This is a genomic window from Soehngenia longivitae (genome assembly GCF_004684055.1).
GTDB classification, from domain to species: Bacteria; Bacillota; Clostridia; order Tissierellales; family Tissierellaceae; genus Soehngenia; species Soehngenia longivitae.
Genome location: NZ_SRIB01000001.1, coordinates 291786 through 310770, shown reverse-complemented (window position 1 = coordinate 310770; position 18985 = coordinate 291786). Strand labels below are relative to the sequence as shown.

35 protein-coding genes are annotated in these 18985 nt (G+C 34.8%); all 35 read right to left on the bottom strand.

Annotated elements, in window-relative coordinates:
• Positions 1-167 precede the first annotated feature (167 nt).
• Complete coding sequence (locus E4100_RS01575) at positions 168-980, bottom strand: flagellin N-terminal helical domain-containing protein (protein ID WP_135270148.1); 813 nt, start codon at positions 978-980, stop codon at positions 168-170.
• Positions 981-1050: 70 nt separating this feature from the next.
• Complete coding sequence (gene hag / locus E4100_RS01570; RefSeq protein ID WP_135270146.1) at positions 1051-1944, bottom strand: flagellin Hag; 894 nt, start codon at positions 1942-1944, stop codon at positions 1051-1053.
• 135 nt (positions 1945-2079) lie between these two features.
• Positions 2080-2826 carry a tRNA pseudouridine(38-40) synthase TruA gene (truA, locus tag E4100_RS01565; RefSeq protein ID WP_135270145.1) on the bottom strand — a complete coding sequence of 249 codons (747 nt, stop codon included), beginning with the start codon at positions 2824-2826 and terminating at the stop codon, positions 2080-2082.
• 5 nt (positions 2827-2831) lie between these two features.
• A complete protein-coding gene (locus tag E4100_RS01560; protein ID WP_135270143.1) occupies positions 2832-3629 on the bottom strand; it encodes an energy-coupling factor transporter transmembrane component T family protein in 798 nt (265 codons plus the stop codon).
• The gene (locus tag E4100_RS01555) at positions 3622-4485 is read right to left on the bottom strand and encodes an energy-coupling factor transporter ATPase (protein WP_135270141.1); all 864 of its coding nucleotides are present in this window, start codon (positions 4483-4485) and stop codon (positions 3622-3624) included. The genes E4100_RS01560 and E4100_RS01555 overlap by 8 nt, the downstream gene beginning before the upstream one ends.
• Positions 4482-5303 carry an energy-coupling factor transporter ATPase gene (locus E4100_RS01550; protein ID WP_209315218.1) on the bottom strand — a complete coding sequence of 274 codons (822 nt, stop codon included), beginning with the start codon at positions 5301-5303 and terminating at the stop codon, positions 4482-4484. The genes E4100_RS01555 and E4100_RS01550 overlap by 4 nt, the downstream gene beginning before the upstream one ends.
• Positions 5304-5443: 140 nt before the next feature.
• Complete coding sequence (rplQ, locus tag E4100_RS01545; RefSeq protein WP_135270138.1) at positions 5444-5785, bottom strand: 50S ribosomal protein L17; 342 nt, start codon at positions 5783-5785, stop codon at positions 5444-5446.
• A 24-nt stretch (positions 5786-5809) separates the two neighbouring features.
• Complete coding sequence (locus E4100_RS01540; RefSeq protein ID WP_135270136.1) at positions 5810-6757, bottom strand: DNA-directed RNA polymerase subunit alpha; 948 nt, start codon at positions 6755-6757, stop codon at positions 5810-5812.
• 60 nt (positions 6758-6817) lie between these two features.
• On the bottom strand, positions 6818-7441 hold the full coding sequence (gene rpsD / locus E4100_RS01535) for a 30S ribosomal protein S4 (RefSeq protein ID WP_135270135.1): 624 nt from the start codon (positions 7439-7441) through the stop codon (positions 6818-6820).
• Between the two features lie 18 nt (positions 7442-7459).
• The gene (gene rpsK, locus E4100_RS01530; protein ID WP_135270133.1) at positions 7460-7858 is read right to left on the bottom strand and encodes a 30S ribosomal protein S11; all 399 of its coding nucleotides are present in this window, start codon (positions 7856-7858) and stop codon (positions 7460-7462) included.
• A gap of 18 nt (positions 7859-7876) precedes the next feature.
• Entirely contained in the window at positions 7877-8239 is a 363-nt protein-coding gene (gene rpsM, locus E4100_RS01525) for a 30S ribosomal protein S13 (RefSeq protein WP_135270131.1), read from the bottom strand.
• A 27-nt stretch (positions 8240-8266) separates the two neighbouring features.
• Positions 8267-8380: a 50S ribosomal protein L36 gene (gene rpmJ / locus E4100_RS01520; protein WP_010244353.1), complete on the bottom strand. Its 114-nt coding sequence runs from the start codon at positions 8378-8380 to the stop codon at positions 8267-8269.
• 15 nt (positions 8381-8395) lie between these two features.
• Positions 8396-8614 carry a translation initiation factor IF-1 gene (infA, locus tag E4100_RS01515; protein ID WP_135270129.1) on the bottom strand — a complete coding sequence of 73 codons (219 nt, stop codon included), beginning with the start codon at positions 8612-8614 and terminating at the stop codon, positions 8396-8398.
• A gap of 28 nt (positions 8615-8642) precedes the next feature.
• Entirely contained in the window at positions 8643-8924 is a 282-nt protein-coding gene (locus E4100_RS01510) for a KOW domain-containing RNA-binding protein (protein ID WP_135270127.1), read from the bottom strand.
• A gap of 16 nt (positions 8925-8940) precedes the next feature.
• A complete protein-coding gene (locus E4100_RS01505) occupies positions 8941-9585 on the bottom strand; it encodes an adenylate kinase (protein WP_135270126.1) in 645 nt (214 codons plus the stop codon).
• Positions 9586-9604: 19 nt separating this feature from the next.
• Complete coding sequence (gene secY, locus E4100_RS01500; protein WP_135270124.1) at positions 9605-10879, bottom strand: preprotein translocase subunit SecY; 1275 nt, start codon at positions 10877-10879, stop codon at positions 9605-9607.
• The gene (gene rplO / locus E4100_RS01495; RefSeq protein WP_135270123.1) at positions 10880-11329 is read right to left on the bottom strand and encodes a 50S ribosomal protein L15; all 450 of its coding nucleotides are present in this window, start codon (positions 11327-11329) and stop codon (positions 10880-10882) included.
• Positions 11330-11346: 17 nt separating this feature from the next.
• Positions 11347-11523: a 50S ribosomal protein L30 gene (gene rpmD / locus E4100_RS01490; protein WP_135270121.1), complete on the bottom strand. Its 177-nt coding sequence runs from the start codon at positions 11521-11523 to the stop codon at positions 11347-11349.
• 10 nt (positions 11524-11533) lie between these two features.
• On the bottom strand, positions 11534-12040 hold the full coding sequence (gene rpsE / locus E4100_RS01485; protein WP_135270119.1) for a 30S ribosomal protein S5: 507 nt from the start codon (positions 12038-12040) through the stop codon (positions 11534-11536).
• 17 nt (positions 12041-12057) lie between these two features.
• Positions 12058-12420, bottom strand: a complete 363-nt coding sequence (gene rplR / locus E4100_RS01480) for a 50S ribosomal protein L18 (protein ID WP_135270117.1) — start codon at positions 12418-12420, stop codon at positions 12058-12060.
• Between the two features lie 16 nt (positions 12421-12436).
• Positions 12437-12976: a 50S ribosomal protein L6 gene (rplF, locus tag E4100_RS01475; protein WP_135270115.1), complete on the bottom strand. Its 540-nt coding sequence runs from the start codon at positions 12974-12976 to the stop codon at positions 12437-12439.
• Between the two features lie 30 nt (positions 12977-13006).
• Positions 13007-13402 (bottom strand): 30S ribosomal protein S8, encoded by a 396-nt coding sequence (rpsH, locus tag E4100_RS01470; RefSeq protein WP_135270113.1) that lies wholly within the window; start codon positions 13400-13402, stop codon positions 13007-13009.
• Between the two features lie 28 nt (positions 13403-13430).
• Positions 13431-13616 (bottom strand): type Z 30S ribosomal protein S14, encoded by a 186-nt coding sequence (locus tag E4100_RS01465; RefSeq protein ID WP_135270111.1) that lies wholly within the window; start codon positions 13614-13616, stop codon positions 13431-13433.
• Positions 13617-13632: 16 nt separating this feature from the next.
• Positions 13633-14175 carry a 50S ribosomal protein L5 gene (rplE, locus tag E4100_RS01460; protein WP_135270109.1) on the bottom strand — a complete coding sequence of 181 codons (543 nt, stop codon included), beginning with the start codon at positions 14173-14175 and terminating at the stop codon, positions 13633-13635.
• A 20-nt stretch (positions 14176-14195) separates the two neighbouring features.
• On the bottom strand, positions 14196-14510 hold the full coding sequence (gene rplX, locus E4100_RS01455) for a 50S ribosomal protein L24 (protein WP_135270107.1): 315 nt from the start codon (positions 14508-14510) through the stop codon (positions 14196-14198).
• A gap of 15 nt (positions 14511-14525) precedes the next feature.
• Positions 14526-14894 (bottom strand): 50S ribosomal protein L14, encoded by a 369-nt coding sequence (gene rplN / locus E4100_RS01450; RefSeq protein WP_135270105.1) that lies wholly within the window; start codon positions 14892-14894, stop codon positions 14526-14528.
• Positions 14895-14921: 27 nt separating this feature from the next.
• Positions 14922-15176 carry a 30S ribosomal protein S17 gene (gene rpsQ, locus E4100_RS01445; RefSeq protein ID WP_135270103.1) on the bottom strand — a complete coding sequence of 85 codons (255 nt, stop codon included), beginning with the start codon at positions 15174-15176 and terminating at the stop codon, positions 14922-14924.
• Between the two features lie 7 nt (positions 15177-15183).
• On the bottom strand, positions 15184-15390 hold the full coding sequence (rpmC, locus tag E4100_RS01440) for a 50S ribosomal protein L29 (RefSeq protein WP_135270102.1): 207 nt from the start codon (positions 15388-15390) through the stop codon (positions 15184-15186).
• Positions 15380-15823 (bottom strand): 50S ribosomal protein L16, encoded by a 444-nt coding sequence (rplP, locus tag E4100_RS01435; RefSeq protein WP_135270100.1) that lies wholly within the window; start codon positions 15821-15823, stop codon positions 15380-15382. The genes rpmC and rplP overlap by 11 nt, the downstream gene beginning before the upstream one ends.
• Before the next feature lie 29 nt (positions 15824-15852).
• Positions 15853-16527, bottom strand: coding sequence for a 30S ribosomal protein S3 (gene rpsC / locus E4100_RS01430; RefSeq protein ID WP_135270098.1), 675 nt, complete (start codon positions 16525-16527; stop codon positions 15853-15855).
• Positions 16528-16544: 17 nt separating this feature from the next.
• Positions 16545-16880, bottom strand: a complete 336-nt coding sequence (rplV, locus tag E4100_RS01425; RefSeq protein WP_135270097.1) for a 50S ribosomal protein L22 — start codon at positions 16878-16880, stop codon at positions 16545-16547.
• Between the two features lie 18 nt (positions 16881-16898).
• Positions 16899-17186, bottom strand: coding sequence for a 30S ribosomal protein S19 (rpsS, locus tag E4100_RS01420; RefSeq protein ID WP_135270095.1), 288 nt, complete (start codon positions 17184-17186; stop codon positions 16899-16901).
• 24 nt (positions 17187-17210) lie between these two features.
• Positions 17211-18041, bottom strand: coding sequence for a 50S ribosomal protein L2 (rplB, locus tag E4100_RS01415; protein ID WP_135270093.1), 831 nt, complete (start codon positions 18039-18041; stop codon positions 17211-17213).
• A gap of 27 nt (positions 18042-18068) precedes the next feature.
• Positions 18069-18359: a 50S ribosomal protein L23 gene (rplW, locus tag E4100_RS01410; RefSeq protein ID WP_135270091.1), complete on the bottom strand. Its 291-nt coding sequence runs from the start codon at positions 18357-18359 to the stop codon at positions 18069-18071.
• Positions 18359-18982: a 50S ribosomal protein L4 gene (rplD, locus tag E4100_RS01405; protein WP_135270090.1), complete on the bottom strand. Its 624-nt coding sequence runs from the start codon at positions 18980-18982 to the stop codon at positions 18359-18361. The genes rplW and rplD overlap by 1 nt, the downstream gene beginning before the upstream one ends.
• Between the last annotated feature and the right edge of the window lie 3 nt (positions 18983-18985).

The following is an 18985-nucleotide window of genomic DNA, read 5'->3' as shown; positions in this document are numbered from 1 at the left end:
ATAGAGAATATTCTCCTTTCTTTATTGTGGTTTTCCAATTACATTATATCAAAAGGAGAATTATTCTCTATATTTTTATGTTCTTTGTCCAACAATTATTTTACACTAAGCAAAAAATAAGTGACCAAAATTTGGTCACTTATTTTTACAAATTTAAAATATTTTTATTATTGTAATAGTTGAAGTACTTGTTGTGGCATTTGATTTGCTTGAGCAAGCATTGATGTTGCAGCTTGGCTTAAGATGTTGTTCTTTGTAAATTTCATCATCTCTTCTGCCATATCTACATCTCTAATACGTGATTCAGCGGCTGTTAAGTTCTCTGATGTTGTTGTTAAGTTGTTTATTGTGTGTTCAAGTCTGTTTTGATATGCACCTAGTTTTGATCTTTCTTCGGATACTTTTTTTATTCCTGAATCGATCTTCGATATTGCGTCATCTGCCAAAGTTTGAGTTGAAACGCTAATACCACTAACCCCTAAGCCACTTGCTTTCATGCTCTTAATGCTTACACTTAAAGTTTCACCACTATTTGCTCCAATGTGAATAATTTTATTACTGAAAGTACCATTTAAAAGAGCTTGAGTGTTAAATTGTGTTTTGTCTGCTATTCTGTCGATTTCTTTAACCAATTCAGATACTTCTTGCTGTATAGCAGTTCTGTCATCATTTGTATTTGTATCATTTGCTGCTTGTACAGCTAAGTCTCTCATTCTATTTAAGATTGAGTGAGTTTCATTTAATGCACCTTCTGCTGTTTGAATTAGAGAAATTCCATCTTGTGCATTTCTTACTGCTTGATTTAGTCCGCCGATTTGCCCTCTCATTTTTTCTGATATAGTTAATCCTGCTGCGTCATCTCCTGCTTTGTTGATTCTTAAGCCTGATGATAATTTTGCTAATGAGCTGCTCTTTGCGTTATTTGCTGCTGTAAGTCTTGAATAAGTGTTCATTGCTGAAATGTTTTGATTAATTCTCATTTTTCTTCCTCCTTGAATTTTTTATGAACTTCCGTGTTCATTTATATAAATACGTTGGATTTGATTTTAATTATTGTAATAGTTGAAGTACTTGTTGTGGCATTTGATTTGCTTGAGCAAGCATTGATGTTGCAGCTTGGCTTAAGATGTTGTTCTTTGTGAATTTCATCATCTCTTCTGCCATATCTACATCTCTTATACGTGATTCAGCAGCTGTCAAGTTCTCTGATGTTGTTGTTAAGTTGTTTATTGTGTGCTCAAGTCTGTTTTGATATGCACCTAGTTTTGATCTTTCTTCGGATACTTTTTTTATTGCTGTATCAATCTTTGATATCCCTGAATTAGCTCCAACTTGAGTTTTTAAATTTAAAAAATATTTAGCTCCATCAACTACCACTTTGCCTCCACTTACTTTAAAATCCCTTAATTCTAATCCTTTCGTTGTCATGTCGCTAATTTTAATTTCGATGTTTTGGTCTTTGTTTGCCCCAATTTGAAACTTTCCTGAAAACTTTCCTCCTGAAACTAAGCTACCTCCACTTGCTCTATAATATCCAAATAATTTTTGAGTGTTGAATTCAGTATTACTAGCTATTCTATCAACTTCTTCTAACAATTGATCAATTTCACCCTGTATAGCAGTTCTGTCATCATTTGTGTTTGTGTCATTTGCTGCTTGCACTGCTAAGTCTCTCATTCTATTTAAGATTGAGTGAGTTTCATTTAATGCACCTTCTGCTGTTTGAATTAGAGAAATTCCATCTTGTGCATTTCTTACTGCTTGATTTAGTCCGCCGATTTGCCCTCTCATTTTTTCTGATATAGTTAATCCTGCTGCATCATCTCCTGCTTTGTTGATTCTTAAGCCTGATGATAATTTTCCTAATGAGCTACTCTTTGCGTTGTTTGCTGCTGTAAGTCTTGAATAAGTGTTCATTGCTGAAATGTTTTGATTAATTCTCATTTTTCTTCCTCCTTGAATTTTTTATGAACTTCCGTGTTCATTTGTTTTGGCCAATGATCATCTCAACCAAAGAAGTTTTCCTTCTTGCTAATAGTATCGGAGAAAGGTAATAAATTTTAATAGCAATTTAAAATTTTACATAAAAATTTTATAAAAAACTTTTTCTAAATATAGCCCTTGAGGTGGTGCAGTATGACCTGAAAGTCTTCTATCTTCAGCTTGTAAAATGAGTTTTATTTCTGCTGGTTTTCTTTTTCCTATTCCTATTTCAACTAATGTGCCAGTGATTATCCTCACCATGTTTCTTAAGAAGCTGTCTCCTTCCACAACTATGTCTATAAATTCATCTCTTTTTTTTATATCTATTGAGCGAATAGTTCTGATTTTTGATTTTGTAAAGCTCCTTCTGCCCTCAAAACTTGTGAAGTTATGCGTGCCAATTAAGTATTTCGAAGCTTCTTTCATATTGTTTATATTTAAGTTTCTGTCGATTTGATAGGCATAATTTCTTAAGAGTGGTCTTTCTACATCGCTTAAATATATTTTGTATCTATATCTCTTCTTTATTGCACTAAAACGTGCATGAAAATCTTCTGGAACCTCATTTGAATAAACCGCTTTTATATCTTCTGGCAAATACTCGTTTAATGCGTATTTAAAAGTTCGTCCAGGAATGGTTGTATCGATAAAAAAATTGGCCACCTGTCCAAGAGCATGAACTTTTGCATCTGTTCTTCCCGCTCCTATTAAGGTGACCTCTTTTTTTGTAAGCTTATATATCGCGTTCTCTACCTCCGCTTGAATTGAATTCGCATTGTCTTGTATTTGCCAACCTGAGTAATTCGTCCCATCGTATTCTAAAGTTAGCATTATATTTTTCATTTTCTTCACCAATACCTTGTCGACATAATAAATCCAAAGAATACTATTAATGAAAGTAAAATTGCGCTGTCTTTTTTATCAAATTTTAATTCGTTTAGTCTCGTCCTACCTTCCCCGCCTCTGTAACATCTCGCTTCCATAGCAGTTGCGAGTTCATCTGCTCTTCTAAATGCATTTATGAATAATGGAACTAATAGCGGAACTAAGCTTTTTGCTCGATTCAATATATTTCCACTTTCAAAGTCTGCACCTCTTGCCATTTGAGCTTTCATTATTTTGTCAGTTTCTTCTAAAAGTGTTGGTATAAACCTGAGGGCTATTGTCATCATCATAGCTAGTTCATGTGACGGAAGGCCTATCTTTCTAAATGGCGATAAGAGGCTTTCTATACCATCAGTTAATGCTATCGGTGATGTGGTCAGTGTAAGTAAAGACGTGCCAACAATCAATAATATAAGGCGCAAAGCCATAAATACAGACTGTATTATACCTTCTTTTGTGACTGAAATTGGGCCTAAACTAAATAGTACTTCTCCTCTTGTGAACAGTAGATTTATGGTAAATGTTATTATTATGATAAACATAAGAGGTTTTAAGCCTTTTATGATAAATTTAATAGGCAATTTGGCTGTCCTTACTACTGTGGCTATGAATAAAATTATGAATATATAGGGATAAAAATCTTTTACAAAAAATAATGCAATTATATATAGTATGGCTGTGAATATTTTTACCCTTGGATCTAATTTATGAACTAATGTATCGCCTGGAAAGTATTGTCCAATAGTTATATCTTTAAGCATTTTTAGTACCTCTCAAGTATTTAATAAGCTCTTCTTTAGCTTCTTCTATGGTCAAACAATCTTCTTTAACTTGATGCCCTCTCTTTTTAAATTCTTTCATTAGTTTAGTAACTTGTGGAATATCTAAACCAATATCTTCTAAAAGATCTGCTGATTTGAATATCTCTCTAGTTTTGTCATGCATTATTACTTTCCCATTGTGCATTACAAGTATTGAGTTAGCAAGCCTTGCTATGTCTTCCATGCTGTGAGAAACAAGAATAATTGTTATATTTTCTCTTTCATAAAGTTTTTTTATTTCATCTAATATGTCATCTCTGCCTTTAGGATCTAATCCTGCTGTAGGTTCATCTAATATCAGTACTTTGGGTTTCATCGCAATGACACCAGCTATTGCGACTCTTCTTTTCTGCCCACCTGATATTTCAAAAGGAGATCTATCTTTTAAAGTTTCATAATCTAGCCCAACTAGTTCCATAGCTTCCCTTACTCTTAATTCTATTTCTTCTTCAGTCAACCCTAAATTCTTTGGGCCGAATGCAATGTCTTTATAAATAGTTTCTTCAAAGAGCTGATGTTCAGGATATTGAAAAACTAAGCCTACTTTTTTACGTATCTCTTTCATCTTTGTATCAGGATTTGTAATATCAATTCCATCGATTGTTATTTTCCCGCTTGTGGGTTTGATAAGTCCATTCAAATGTTGAACAAGTGTCGATTTTCCTGAACCAGTTTGTCCTATTAGTCCTACAAAATCCCCTTCTTCAATCGAAATGGATATATCGTCTAATGCTTTTTTCTCAAAAGGCGTTCCTATATTGTATATAAAGTTTAAGTTTTCTATATTAATTATCATAGCGCTTCTACCAGCTCCTCAATTATGATACAATCTTTTCTTATGTCAAAACCTTCTTTTCTAAGCTCATATGCAAGTTCAGTTACTTGAGGAACATCTAACCCAAGTTTTTTTAGTGTTTCAACTTGAGTAAATATTTCTCTTGGTGTTCCCATAAGCACATTTTCGCCTTCATTTAATACCATAACACGATCTGCCATGACCGCTTCGTCCATGTAATGAGTTATCAGTACTATTGTCTTATTCTTATCTTTATTTAATCTTTTTATTGTCTCCATTACTTCTTTTCTTCCAGATGGATCTAACATTGCTGTAGGCTCATCAAAGATGATACAATCTGGTTCCATTGCTAAAATGCCTGCTATGGCAACTCTTTGCTTTTGTCCACCAGATAAAAGGTGCGGTGCGTGTTTTTTATATTCACTCATGCCTACTGTTTCTAAAGAGTCATCTACTCTCTTTCTTATTTCTTCAGGGGGTATGCCTAAATTTTCTGGTCCGAAAGCGACATCTTCTTCAACTATGGTAGCTACTATTTGATTGTCTGGATTTTGAAAAACCATGCCAGCTTTGCTTCTTATATCCCATATTTTATCTTCATCTTTTGTGTTTATGCCATTTACATACACTTCTCCCCTTGTTGGAAGTATCATCCCATTCATCATCTTTGCTAATGTTGACTTACCAGATCCATTATGCCCTAATATGGCTAAAAATTCTCCTCTTTTTATATTAAGGCTTAAATCTTTAACTGCAAGTTGTATAGAGTCATCAACATAGGATTTATATTCATAACTGACATTTTCTATATTTATCATAATTTCGTTTTCCATTCGAGTCTCCTATAAACTAAATGTATTCTCAACTTAATATAACATATTGATATTTTGATTGCAATTGTAGTTTAATTAAGATAAATAGCACAAAGGGACTAAGCTTTAACTTAATCCCCCTCCCATTATACTAATTCTAGTATTGCTATTTCAGCTCCGTCTCCTCTTCGTGGTCCTACTCTTAGTACTCTAGTATATCCACCATTTCTATCTTTGTATTTTGGGCCAATTTCATCAAATAATTTCTTTACCACTTCTTCATCATATATATAAGCCAAGGCTTGTCTTCTTGCGTGTAAGTCCCCTTTTTTAGCCAAGGTTATCATTTGGTCAGTCATCCTTTTAGTTTCTCTAGCTCTTGTTACAGTGGTCTCAATTTTCCCTTCTCTGATTAGAGATGTAACCTGATTTCTAAGCATTGCATTTCTGTGATCAGATGGCCTTCCTAGTTTTCTTAATGTTGTCATTTCATTCCCTCCTTGCTTGTAAAATTACTCCTCGCTTTTCTTTAGACTAAGGCCTAATTCGGCAAGTTTTTTCTGAACTTCTTCTAGCGATTTTTTCCCTAGATTTCTGACTTTCATCATATCTTCTTCTGTTTTTTGAGTTAGTTCTTCTACAGTATTTATACCAGCTCTTTTTAAACAGTTGTAACTTCTGACAGATAAGTCTAATTCTTCAACTGTCATTTCTAAAGCTTTCCCTTTTGGTTCTTCTTCTTTTTCAACCATTATTTCTACATCATTTACCCTATCAGTTAACCCAACGAATAAATTTAAGTGTTCCATGAGTATTTTAGCACCTAGAGAGGTTGCTTCATCTGCACTCATAGTTCCATTAGTCCAAACTTCAAGCTCCAATTTATCGTAGTCTGTTATTTGCCCAACTCTTGTGTTACCTACATGAAAATTAACTTTTGTAACTGGTGTAAAGAGTGAATCTACTGGAATAACTCCAACAGCTTGCCCTTCTTTTTTATTTTTATCGGATAAATAATAACCTCTTCCTTTTATAAGTTCCATTTCCATATATAGTTTTGCACCTTCGCTTATTGTTGCGATGTGCAAATCTTTATTTACTATCTCAACATCTGCACCTGTTTTTATATCTCCTGCTTTTACTTCCTTTGGTCCTTCTTCATCAATAATTAAAGTAACAGGTTCATCAGCATACATTATTGCAGCGATGTCTTTAATGTTGAGGATGATTTCAGGAACATCTTCAACAACACCTGGAATAGTAGAAAATTCATGCATTACACCTTGAATTTTTATTGTTGAAATTGCTGCGCCTGGTAATGAGGATAGAAGCACTCTTCTTAAAGAATTCCCCAATGTAGTACCATAACCTCTCTCTAGCGGTTCGACTATAAATTTGCCATATGTTCCATCTTCAGATAATTCTTCTACTTCTATCTTTGGTCTTTCGATTTCTATCATAAACAATAACCCTCCTTGAAAAAGTTTTTATATGGACGAGGGCAACTAGTTTTGCAATTATTATTTTGAATATAACTCAACAATTAAGTGTTCTTCTACAGGAAGATCTATGTCTTCTCTAGAAGGTTGAGTTACAATAGTACCTCTCATTTTTTCAACGTCTACATCTACCCATGGAACAGTATTTCCAGCTCTGTTTTCCATTAATGCTTTGAATTTATCACTTGATTTACTTTTTTCTTTTACTTCTATTGTATCTCCAACATTTGTTATGAGAGATGGAATATCTGCTTTTCTACCATTTAGAAGGAAATGACCATGAGTTACTAATTGTCTTGCTTCTGCTCTTGATGAAGCAAATCCCATTCTATATACAACATTGTCTAGTCTTAACTCTAACAATCTGAGTAGGTTCTCCCCAGTTATTCCTTTCATCTTATCTGCTTTATCGAAGTACATTCTCATTTGTGATTCTGTTAAACCATAAAATCTACGTACTTTTTGTTTTTCTCTAAGCTGCATACCATATTCAGTTGTCTTTTTTCTACTTTTCCCATGTTGTCCTGGTGCAAAGTTTCTTTTATTTAAAGCACATTTGTCGCTGTAGCATCTGTCCCCTTTTAAATATAGTTTTGTGCCTTCTCTTCGGCAAAGTCTGCAGCTTGGTCCTGTATATCTTGACATCTATTTGTACACCTCCTGTTATACTCTTCTTCTCTTAGGTGGCCTGCAACCATTGTGAGGAATTGGAGTTACATCTTTTATTAAGCTTACTTCAAGTCCTGAAGCTTGAAGTGATCTTATAGCTGCTTCTCTACCTGAGCCAGGTCCCTTAACATATACTTCTACTGTCTTTAGTCCATGTTCCATAGCTTTTTTTGCTGCTTCTTCTGCAGCTTCTTGAGCAGCAAAAGGAGTTGACTTTCTTGAACCTCTAAAACCTAATTGACCTGCTGAGGCCCATGAAATTACATTCCCTTGCATATCTGTCAATGTTACCATTGTATTATTAAAAGTAGAGGATATATGAGCTTGCCCTCTTTCTATGTTTTTACGTTCTCTTCTCTTTATACGTGTTGTTTTACCTTTTTTTGGTGCCAACTTGCTTCCCTCCTTTTCCTACTTGTTCTTAGTAGCTAATTTCTTAGGACCTTTTCTAGTCCTTGCATTTGTCTTTGTCCTTTGACCTCTTACTGGAAGCCCTCTTTTGTGTCTGATTCCTCTATAGCAATTAATGTCTTTTAATCTCTTGATATTCATAGCTACTTCTCTTCTCAGATCGCCTTCTACTCTATAAGTGTCTATGGCTGCTCTTAAATTTGCAATTTCAGATTCTGTCAAGTCTTTTACTCTAGTGTCTGGATCTACATTTGCCTTTTTAAGAATTTCATTGGCTCTTGGTCTGCCGATACCATAAATATATGTTAAACCGATCTCTACCCTTTTATCTCTTGGTAAGTCAACGCCTGCAATTCTGGCCATAAATTTGGTACACCTCCTATTTAAATATTAACCTTGTCTTTGTTTGTGTTTTGGGTTTTCACAGATAACCATTACTTTCCCATTTCTTTTGATGATTTTACATTTTTCGCACATCTTTTTAACGGATGGTCTTACTTTCATATTATCCCTCCTATGCTACTTGTTTCTCCAAGTAATCCTGCCCTTAGTTAGATCGTATGGTGATAACTCTACGGTAACTTTATCTCCAGGAAGAATTCTAATGTAGTTCATTCTTAATTTCCCAGAAATATGAGCTAAAATTTCATGTCCGTTATCTAGTCTCACTTTAAAAATGGCATTTGGAAGTGCATCTACTACTGTGCCTTCAACTTCTATAACATCTTTTTTAGCCATCGGATTTCGAACCTCCTGTTCTATCTATTTAGAAACTCTTATTGAAAGGTTCTAAGATTTTTCTTACATATGAATTATTTATTCTTATATTATTATCAATCTTGTTTTTGAATTCTTGCAATACTGTATTATAGACAACTAAGTGCTTTACTTTTTTCTTTTTTGGGTTATCTAATTTTCTTAAATCTCCGTCTACCACATATACATATTCTTTATCTATTATGTCCAAAACAACGAAAATTCTTCCTTTATCTCGCCCAGCTCTTGACTTAACCACCTGCCCGATGGATAAGTCATCAGTGGAATCCATTATAGTTTTCACCTCTTTATTTTTCCAAAGCGTTTATTATTTCATTAAAAGTATCCTCAATAGACTGTGCTCCATCAATGTTAACTAGAATGTCTTTATCTTTATAGTATTCAATCAAAGGTTTTGTTTGAGTCAAATAGACTTCTATCCTCTTTTTAACTGTTTCTTCTTTGTCATCATCTCTTTGATAAAGTTCTCTGCCACATATATCGCATATTCCATCTTGTTTAGGAGGATGAAACTTTATATGGTAAGTAGCGCCACAATTCTTACAGAGTCTCCTTCCAACTGCTCTTTCGATTAGAAGCTGTACGTCTAGAAATATATTTATCACTGCATCAAGTTCAATCCCCATTTTAGCTAATTCTTTATCCAATACTTCAGCTTGATTAATGGTTCTTGGGTAGCCATCCAATATAAAGCCATTTGCGCAGTCGCTTTTCTTTAGCCTATCTTTAACAATGTCTACAACTAGCTCATCTGGAACAAGTATCCCAGCGTCTAGATACGATTTTACCTCTTTGCCAAGTGGTGTGTTTTCCTTTATATTCAATCTAAATATATCTCCAGTTGATATGTGGGGGATATTGTACCTTTTTACAATCGCCGATGCCTGTGTTCCTTTCCCAGCTCCTGGCGGCCCCAACAATATTAGCCTCATTTCATCATCTCCTAAATAATTATTTTAAGAAACCTTTATAGTGTCTCATTAACATTTGAGATTCGATTTGTTTTACAGTCTCAAGAACTACACCTACAACGATTATTACTGCTGTTCCACTAAAGTTAACTTGCATTCCCATTATCCTCGATATAAGAATTGGAAGTGATGCAAGTATTGCTAGTGATACTCCTCCTACAAGGGTGATTCTGTTTACAACTTTTTGCAAATAATCTGATGTTGGTTTTCCAGGTCTAATCCCCGGGATAAATCCTCCGTGCTGTTGTAAATTCTTTGAGTATTCAACAGTGTTGAATTGAATAGCTGTGTAGAAGTAAGTAAAGAATATAATCAATATGACGTTTAATATCAAATATATTATCAAACCTACTGTACCTTGAGGTGTCAAGTATTTAGTTATCCAACTAGAAACTCCACCACTCCAGAACAGTGAAACTGTTTGTGGTAGTGATAACAATGATGATGCAAATATTACCGGGATTACTCCAGCCATCAATACTTTAATTGGTATATGAGTATTTTGTCCACCATACATTTTTCTTCCTACTACTCTTTTAGCATATTGTACTGGAATCTTCCTTTCTCCTTCTTGAAGAGCCACTACAAAAGCTACTGTCAATAACATAATCACTAAATATATAATTATTGAGATAACGCTAACTTGTCCAACTTGTACTAATCTTATTTTGGCTATGAAATCAGATGGCAATTTTGCGATTATCCCTATGAATATTAGTAACGAAATACCATTGCCGATTCCTTTTTCTGTGATCAATTCGCCAATCCACATCAAAAATGTTGTTCCTGCAACCATAGATAATATAACTATTACATTTTGCAAAGGATTTGTTGTCTCAAGTGCGGATCTGAATAAGCCAAATGTGTATCCCGATGCTGTGATGATTGCAAGCAATACTGAACTGTACCTAGTAATTCTATTTATCTTCTTTCTACCTTCTTCGCCTTCTTTTGCTAATTCTTCTAATCTAGGAATTGCAATTGTAAGAAGTTGAATGATGATAGATGCTGTAATATATGGATATATATTTGCAGCAAAGATACTAAAGTCGCTAAATGTTCCACCTGCCATCATGTCTAAAAATTGTAAGATGCTTCCTTGATTTGAACTAAATATAGATCTGATTATCTCTTTGTTCATAAAAGGAACAGGTATTGCTGCTCCTAATCTTACAACTCCTAGCATCAGCATGGTGAATATCATTTTTTTTCTGAGTTCAGGTATCTTCCATGCATCTCTTAAGGTAGTAAGCATCTAGATCACCTCTACCTTTCCTCCGCAAGCTTCGATCTTCTCAGCAGCAGATTTGCTAAATTTATGAGCTTTAACCGTAAGCTTAACATTTAATTCTCCGTCACCAAGAACTTTTATTCCCACTTTGTCTTTATTCAATTTGACAATTCCTTCTTCTAATAGAGTTTCTGGAGTAACGACGGTGTTTTCTTCAAATTTATTTAAATCTGATAAATTTACAATAGCATATTCTTTGGCAAAAATATTCGTAAAACCTCTCTTTGGAGTTCTTCTAAATAGCGGCATTTGCCCACCTTCAAAACCTGGTCTAACTCCACCTCCTGATCTTGCATTTTGCCCTTTATGACCTTTGCCGGAAGTTTTGCCAAGCCCTGATCCTATTCCTCTGCCTAATCTTTTCTTATCTACAGAGCCTCCTCCAGCATTTGGTCTAATGTTGTTTAGCTTCAATTAGCACACCTCCTTTACTAGTCTATTATTTCAACCATGAAGTTAATTTTATTAATCATACCTCTTATTTGAGGGGTATCATTTTTTTCAATAACTTGGTTAACTTTCCTGAATCCAAGTGCTTCTACAACTTTTCTTTGGCTTTCAGGTTTCCCAACGGGACTCTTAATAAGCTTAACTTTAATTGTAGCCATTTTTCTCCCCCTAACTGAATAATTCTTCTACTGTTTTCCCTCTTGCTCTTGCAACATCTTCAGCTCTTTTTAATGAGCTTAGAGCTTGCATTGTAGCATTGACTACGTTTCTAGGGTTATTTGTTCCAAGAGATTTTGTCCTAATGTCTTTTATTCCAGCCAATTCGCATACTGCACGAACTGATCCCCCTGCAATAACTCCTGTACCTTCTTTAGATGGTTTTAAAAGTACTCTGCCTGCTCCAAATACTCCAGTTATTTCATGAGGTATTGTTGTTCCAACTAGAGGTACTTCAATGATATGTTTTTTAGCATCTTGTACAGCTTTTCTGATGGCTTCAGGTACTTCCAAAGCTTTAGCCATTCCTACTCCTACGTGCCCATTTCCATCTCCTACTACTACAAGTGCACTAAATCTAAAGTTTCTACCGCCCTTTACAACTTTCGTAACACGATTTATACTGACAACTCTTTCTTGTAAATCTAATTCGCTTGCATCTATAAATGAACGTTCCATTAATTCCCCTCCTTCTATTAGAACTTAAGGCCTGCTTCTCTTGCTCCATCAGCAAGCTCTTTTATTCTCCCATGATAAATATATCCACTTCTATCAAAGACAACTTCTGCTATGCCTTTTTCTATTGCTCTCTTAGCAATAGTTTGTCCAATAACTTTGGCAGCTTCTTTGTTTTTAGTAGAACTCAAATTTAAATCTTTTTCTAATGTAGAAGCTTGTGCTAAAGTATGTCCGTTTACATCATCTATAATCTGAGCATATATATGATTTGAGCTTCTATAAACATTCAATCTTGGCTTCACAGGAGTGCCTTTAATTTTTTGCCTTACTCTAGTATGTCTAACTTTTCTCTTTTCATTTTTATCTATTTTCTTTAGCAAATTCGTTCACTCCTTTCTACTTACCAGTTTTGCCGACCTTGCGTCTGACAACTTCGTTTGAATATTTAATACCCTTGCCTTTGTATGGCTCTGGGCTTCTTAATTCTCTAATTTTAGCTGCATAGTTCCCAACCTTTTGTTTGTCAATTCCTTTTACGATGATTTTATTTGGTGCTGGTACTTCTATTGTTATTCCATCTGGATCAATTAATTCAATTGGATGTGAGTATCCTAGAGTTAGAACCAATTTATTCCCCTGTTTTGCAGCTCTATAACCTGTTCCAACTATATCCAAGCTCTTCTCAAAGCCCTCTGTAACTCCTGTTATCATATTTGCTATTAAAGTCCTTGAGAGTCCATGTAATGATTTATGTCTCTTTAAATCAGATGGTCTGGATACAGTCAATACTCCATTATCTATTTTTATTTCCATATCTGGATTAATTTGTTCTGTTAATATTCCTTTTGGGCCTTTTACTTCTACCAAGTTCTTATCAGATATTTTTATTTCTACTCCACTTGGTATATTGATAGGCTTCAACCCAATTCTTGACATGAGTGCACCTCCTATTCAAATAAATATTTATTACCAAATGTAGCAGATTACTTCCCCGCCTACATTTTCTTTTCTAGCTTGACGATCTGTCATTATTCCTTTTGATGTAGATATGATTGCTATTCCCAATCCGCCAAGTACTCTAGGTAATTCCTCACTTTTTGCATATACTTTAAGTCCTGGCTTAGAAATTCTCTTTATTCCACTGATGGTTTTCTCACCATTTTTTCCGTATTTTAAATCTACTCTAATGATTCCTTGTTTCCCATCGTCTATAACATCAAATCCCTTTATGAATCCTTCATCTAGGAGAATCCTTGCGATTTCTTTTTTTATTTTTGACGCTGGTATATCTACAGAATCGTGCTTTGCGCTGTTTGCATTTCTGATTCTCGTTAGCATATCTGCGATTGGATCTGTCATCATAGTTGTTACCTCCTTTCAAACGTTAGTTTTACCAACTAGCTTTTTTTACACCTGGAATTTGTCCACTGTATGCCAATTCTCTGAAACATATACGACAAACACCATATTTTCTCAAATAAGCATGAGGTCTTCCACAAATCTTGCATCTATTATATTCACGTGTGCTAAACTTTTGCTTTCTTTGTTGTTTAGCAATCATCGATTTCTTAGCCAAATTATTTCCCTCCTTTTTACTTTCTAAAAGGCATACCCATCATTTCCAAGAACACTTTTGCTTCCTCATCTGTCTTGGCACTTGTTACGATAATGATATCCATACCTCTTATAGATTCTACTTTATCGTATTCTATTTCTGGGAATATAAGTTGCTCTTTTACACCAATCGCATAGTTTCCTCTTCCGTCAAAAGATGTATCACTTACGCCTCTAAAGTCTCTTACTCTAGGTAGGGATATATTCATAAATTTATCTAAAAAGTCGTACATCCTATCCCCCCTAAGTGTTACCTTAGCGCCGACATTCATGCCTTCTCTTACTTTAAAGTTAGCTATAGACTTTTTTGCTTTGGTTACAACAGGTCTTTGCCCAGTAATTTGAGCTAATTCATTTACTGCTGCTTCCAATATTTTTGGGTTTTCTCTAGCTTCTCCTATTCCCATATTTATTACGATCTTTTCTAATTTAGGTACTTCCATAACGTTTTTGTAGTTGAACCTTTCCATCATGGCAGGAACTACTTCTTCCATGTACTTTATTTTTAATCTGGAAGTCATTTATTTACCTCCTCTCACTGTTATTTATCTAAAACTTCTCCGCATTTTTTACATACTCTTACTTTTGTCCCATCAGCATTGAATTTGTGTCCTATTCTAACGCCTTTTTTATCTTTTGAACAGTAGAACATAACTTTTGAAGCATTTATGGGTGCTTCAAATTTTACAATGCCACCTGGGTTTGTTGGGCCTTGAGGTTTTTTATGTCTTGTTACAATATTTACTCCTTCAACTATAACTTTATTTTCTCTAGGTAAAACTCTCATCACTTTTCCAGTTTTCCCTTTGTCTTTTCCTGAAATAACTAATACTGTGTCTCCGCTTTTAATGTTCACTCTCTACACCTCCTCTTAAATTACTTCCGGTGCCAAGGATATAATCTTCATATAATTTCCTCGTCTTAATTCTCTTGTTACTGGTCCAAAAATACGAGTTCCTACTGGATTCTTATCGTCTTTTATGATTACAACAGCATTGTCATCAAATTTTATATATGAACCGTCAGCTCTTCTTACTCCTCTTTTAGTTCTAACGATAACAGCCTTTACAACTTGACCTTTCTTAACAACTCCACCAGGTGTTGCACTTTTAACAGTACAAACTACTACATCCCCGATATTACCATACTTTTGATTGTTGCCTCCTAATACTCTAATTACTAGAACCTCTTTAGCTCCAGAATTATCTGCAACTCTTAAACGGGTTTCGGTTTGAATCATTCAAAATACCTCCCTTCGCCTAATAACTTATTTTGCTTTTTCTATGATTTCTACGACTCTCCATCTCTTGTCCTTGCTGAGTGGTCTAGTCTCCATTATTTGTACTTTATCTCCAACTTTGCATTCGTTGTTTTCATCATGAGCTTTGAATTTTGTAGTTCTTCTCATTTGCTTTTTATAGACTGGATGAGTAATAATTGATTCTATAGCCACGACTACTGTTTTATCCATTTTGTCGCTTACTACAGTACCTATCCTTACTTTTCTATTTCCTCTTTCCATTTAGAGATTAAACCTCCTTCCTTATGGACAATTCTCTTTCACGTGCGATTGTCTTTACACGAGCAATATCTCTCTTAACCGAATTTATCCTCATTGGATTGTCTAGTTGACCTGTTGCCATTTGAAACCTCAAATTGAATAGCTCGGATTTTAAATCTAATAATTTTGCGTTTAATTCTTTATCCGACATTTGGCGAATTTCTTTAGCTTTCACTAGCTTCACCACCCTTATCTTGCGTATCTTCACGTGATACAAACTTTGTTTTAATTGGGAGTTTATGAGCAGCAAGTCTCATAGCTTCTCTTGCATCTTCTTCTGATACTCCACCCATTTCAAAAAGTATTCTTCCTGGTTTAACTACTGCTACCCAATATTCTGGTGATCCTTTTCCTGAACCCATACGAGTTTCAGCAGGTTTTTCAGTTACTGGTTTATCAGGGAATATCTTAATCCAAATGTTTCCGCCTCTTTTTACATATCTTGTCATTGCTCTTCTTGCAGCTTCTATTTGATTAGATGTAATCCAAGCTGGTTCTAATGCTTGAAGTCCATATTCTCCATATGTTATTTGATTTCCTCTAGTTGCTGTACCTTTCATTCTGCCTCTTTGCACTTTACGATGTTTAACTCTTTTAGGCATTAACATGTTTACTTTCCTCCTTCCTACGACGATATTTATTGTTCAGTCGCTTCTACAATTTCTTTGTTCTCATTCTTTTTGGTAGGAAGAACCTCTCCTTTATATATCCAAACCTTTACTCCGATTTTGCCATATGTTGTGTTTGCTTCTGCAAATCCATAATCTATATCAGCTCTAAGTGTTTGAAGAGGTATGGTTCCTTCACTATATCCTTCAGTTCTAGCCATATCAGCTCCACCAAGTCTTCCTGATACTTGAGTTTTTATACCCAATGCCCCAGTTCTCATTGTCCTTTGGATGGCCTGTTTCATGGCTCTTCTAAATGTTACTCTTCTTTCTAATTGAGAAGCTATGTTCTCAGCTACTAATTGAGCGTCTAATTCTGGCACTTTAATTTCTTCTATATTAACAGCTACGCTTTTTTTTGTTATTTTTTCTAAATTTTGTCTAAGTTCTTCAACTCCTGCTCCGCCTTTTCCAATTACCATACCTGGCTTTGCAGTGTGTACTGTAGCTTTGATTTTATTAGCTGCTCTTTCAATCTCGATCTTAGATACTCCAGATAAGTAAAGCTCTTTTTTAATATATTCTCTTATTTTGAAATCTTCTACTAAATATTCATTAAATGTCTTATCGTTCGCATACCATTTTGAATCCCAGTCTTTTATAATGCCAACTCTAAGACCATGTGGGTTTACTTTTTGACCCATTAACTATTCCCCTCCTTTTACTCACGTTCTTTTATAACGACTCCGATGTGACTGCTCCTTTTCAATATAGGGTATGCCATTCCTTTTGCTTTTGGTCTATATCTTTTTAATCTTGGACCGTCGTTGGCATATGCTTTATATACATAAAGGTCATCTCTGTTCATGTTAAAATTGTTTTCGGCATTTGCTATCGCAGATTTCAACACTTTTTCTAATTCTCTTGCACCTCTTTTAGGTGTAAATTTTAAGATTGAAAGAGCTTCGTCTACTTGCTTGCCTCTGATTTCTGCACAAATGAAATTGACCTTTCGTGGTGAAATCCTAACATATTTGGCTACAGCTTTAGCTTCCATGATTATACCTCCTTCACTTTATTTTTTTACACCTGATGATTTTTCTGTTTTATCAACATGGCTTCTGAATGTTCTTGTCAATACAAATTCTCCAAGCTTGTGCCCTACCATATCTTCAGTTATATATACAGGTACATGCTTTCTCCCATCGTGGACAGCAATAGTGTGCCCGACTAATTCAGGATATATAGTAGATCTGCGAGACCAGGTCTTAATTACTTTTTTCTCGTTTGTTTTATTGAGTTCCTCTACTTTTTTTAGTAGGTGGTCATCAATGAAAGGTCCTTTCTTTAAGGATCTGCCCATTTCGTTTCCTCCTTTCACAAATTCCTATTTTGTCCTTCTTCTAATTATATATTGGTTGGATTTTTTATTTTTCTTTCTCGTCTTATATCCTAATGCTGGTTTGCCCCATGGTGTCATTGGTGATGGCAATCCTATAGGTGCTCTTCCTTCTCCACCGCCATGTGGGTGATCTACTGGGTTCATTGCTGATCCTCTTACTGTAGGTCTTATTCCCATATGTCTTTTTCTACCAGCTTTACCTATTGTTACAATCTCATGGTCAATGTTTCCTACTTGACCTATTGTTGCTCGGCATTCAATTGGAACTAATCTAAATTCACCTGATGGCAATCTCAATTGAGCATATTTGCCCTCTTTACCCATTAATTGAGCTTCAGCTCCAGCTGATCTGGCTAATTGAGCTCCTTTCCCAGGTTTTAATTCTACATTGTGTACTGTAGTTCCAACAGGAATGTCTTTTAACTTCAGAGAATTCCCTACTTTTATATCTGCATCTTCACCTGAGTAAATGACATCTCCAACTTTTAAATTATGTGGAGCGATGATGTATCTTTTTTCTCCATCTGCATAATTTATAAGAGCTATGTTAGCTGTTCTATTTGGATCGTATTCTATGGATGCTACTTTCCCTGGAATACCATCTTTATCTCTTTTAAAGTCTATTATTCTATATTTTCTCTTTGCTCCGCCGCCTCTGTGTCGAATAGTTATCCTACCTTGGGCGTTTCTCCCGCTGCTTCTATTTAAACTAACCAATAGTGACTTTTCAGGCTCAGTCTTGGTAATTTCTTCAAATGTTGACACACTCATCTGTCTTAGTGCAGGGGAAGTAGGTTTAAATTTCCTGATACCCATTTGTTTTCCCTCCTTTTAGTTTTACAATTACATACCTTCGAAGAATTCTATTGATTTAGAGTCCTCAGTTAATTTCACTATTGCTTTTTTCCAGCTTGGTCTTCTTCCCTTTGTATATCCTTGTCTTTTTTCTTTCCCAAGCATATTCATAGTGTTTACTTTTTCCACTTTAACTCCAAATATATTTTCTACGGCCTTTTTTATTTCTGACTTATTCGCATGTTTATCGACAACAAATGTGTATTTTCTTTCTTCCATATCTTCCATGCTTTTTTCAGTTATTATTGGCTCTATGATTATATCGTGTGGAATTTGCATTATGCATACACCTCCTCCACTTTTTTAACAGCCTCTTTAGTAATTATGAATGAATTGTATTTTAATATGTCATAAACATTGATTGTGTTTACATATGCTGTTTGTACATTTGGAATGTTTCTCGATGCTAATATTACATTTTCATCCTTTTTATCTATTACTATCAACGCTTTTTTATCAGCTTTCAAATTTTTCAATACATTGATCATTTCTTTAGTCTTAGGAGCATTCAAGTTTAACTCATCAACTACAATAATTTCATTTTCTAAAACTTTTGAAGTTAGCACTGATTTTAAAGCTAATCTTTTGACTTTCTTTGGCACACTGTAACTATAATCTCTTGGCTTTGGTGCAAATACAACTCCTCCACCTTTCCATTGTGGTGAACGAATGCTTCCTTGTCTTGCCCTACCAGTTCCTTTTTGTCTCCAAGGCTTTCTTCCACCGCCTCTAACTTCTGCTCTTGTTTTAGCAGATTGAGTGCCTTGTCTTTTGTTAGCTAATTGGTTTTTTACTACTTCGTATACAGCGTGTTCATTTATCTCAATGCCGAAAATGTCATCGCTAAGTTCCATTTCTTCTACTACTTCTCCGTTTATATTGTAAACATTAACTTTAGGCATTTT

Coding starts and splice junctions, on each gene's coding strand:
- E4100_RS01575 (WP_135270148.1), bottom strand. CDS start 980: ATGAGAATTAATCAAAACATTTCAGCAATGAACACTTATTCAAGACTT.
- hag (WP_135270146.1), bottom strand. CDS start 1,944: ATGAGAATTAATCAAAACATTTCAGCAATGAACACTTATTCAAGACTT.
- truA (WP_135270145.1), bottom strand. CDS start 2,826: ATGAAAAATATAATGCTAACTTTAGAATACGATGGGACGAATTACTCA.
- E4100_RS01560 (WP_135270143.1), bottom strand. CDS start 3,629: ATGCTTAAAGATATAACTATTGGACAATACTTTCCAGGCGATACATTA.
- E4100_RS01555 (WP_135270141.1), bottom strand. CDS start 4,485: ATGATAATTAATATAGAAAACTTAAACTTTATATACAATATAGGAACG.
- E4100_RS01550 (WP_209315218.1), bottom strand. CDS start 5,303: ATGATAAATATAGAAAATGTCAGTTATGAATATAAATCCTATGTTGAT.
- rplQ (WP_135270138.1), bottom strand. CDS start 5,785: ATGACAACATTAAGAAAACTAGGAAGGCCATCTGATCACAGAAATGCA.
- E4100_RS01540 (WP_135270136.1), bottom strand. CDS start 6,757: ATGATAGAAATCGAAAGACCAAAGATAGAAGTAGAAGAATTATCTGAA.
- rpsD (WP_135270135.1), bottom strand. CDS start 7,441: ATGTCAAGATATACAGGACCAAGCTGCAGACTTTGCCGAAGAGAAGGC.
- rpsM (WP_135270131.1), bottom strand. CDS start 8,239: ATGGCCAGAATTGCAGGCGTTGACTTACCAAGAGATAAAAGGGTAGAG.
- rpmJ (WP_010244353.1), bottom strand. CDS start 8,380: ATGAAAGTAAGACCATCCGTTAAAAAGATGTGCGAAAAATGTAAAATC.
- infA (WP_135270129.1), bottom strand. CDS start 8,614: ATGGCTAAAAAAGATGTTATAGAAGTTGAAGGCACAGTAGTAGATGCA.
- E4100_RS01510 (WP_135270127.1), bottom strand. CDS start 8,924: ATGGATTCCACTGATGACTTATCCATCGGGCAGGTGGTTAAGTCAAGA.
- E4100_RS01505 (WP_135270126.1), bottom strand. CDS start 9,585: ATGAGGCTAATATTGTTGGGGCCGCCAGGAGCTGGGAAAGGAACACAG.
- secY (WP_135270124.1), bottom strand. CDS start 10,879: ATGCTTACTACCTTAAGAGATGCATGGAAGATACCTGAACTCAGAAAA.
- rpmD (WP_135270121.1), bottom strand. CDS start 11,523: ATGGCTACAATTAAAGTTAAGCTTATTAAGAGTCCCGTTGGGAAACCT.
- rpsE (WP_135270119.1), bottom strand. CDS start 12,040: ATGGAACGTTCATTTATAGATGCAAGCGAATTAGATTTACAAGAAAGA.
- rplF (WP_135270115.1), bottom strand. CDS start 12,976: ATGTCAAGAATTGGGTTGAAGCCTATCAATATACCAAGTGGAGTAGAA.
- rpsH (WP_135270113.1), bottom strand. CDS start 13,402: ATGATGACAGATCCAATCGCAGATATGCTAACGAGAATCAGAAATGCA.
- rplE (WP_135270109.1), bottom strand. CDS start 14,175: ATGACTTCCAGATTAAAAATAAAGTACATGGAAGAAGTAGTTCCTGCC.
- rplN (WP_135270105.1), bottom strand. CDS start 14,894: ATGATTCAAACCGAAACCCGTTTAAGAGTTGCAGATAATTCTGGAGCT.
- rpsQ (WP_135270103.1), bottom strand. CDS start 15,176: ATGGAAAGAGGAAATAGAAAAGTAAGGATAGGTACTGTAGTAAGCGAC.
- rplP (WP_135270100.1), bottom strand. CDS start 15,823: ATGTTAATGCCTAAAAGAGTTAAACATCGTAAAGTGCAAAGAGGCAGA.
- rpsC (WP_135270098.1), bottom strand. CDS start 16,527: ATGGGTCAAAAAGTAAACCCACATGGTCTTAGAGTTGGCATTATAAAA.
- rplV (WP_135270097.1), bottom strand. CDS start 16,880: ATGGAAGCTAAAGCTGTAGCCAAATATGTTAGGATTTCACCACGAAAG.
- rpsS (WP_135270095.1), bottom strand. CDS start 17,186: ATGGGCAGATCCTTAAAGAAAGGACCTTTCATTGATGACCACCTACTA.
- rplB (WP_135270093.1), bottom strand. CDS start 18,041: ATGGGTATCAGGAAATTTAAACCTACTTCCCCTGCACTAAGACAGATG.
- rplW (WP_135270091.1), bottom strand. CDS start 18,359: ATGCAAATTCCACACGATATAATCATAGAGCCAATAATAACTGAAAAA.
- rplD (WP_135270090.1), bottom strand. CDS start 18,982: ATGCCTAAAGTTAATGTTTACAATATAAACGGAGAAGTAGTAGAAGAA.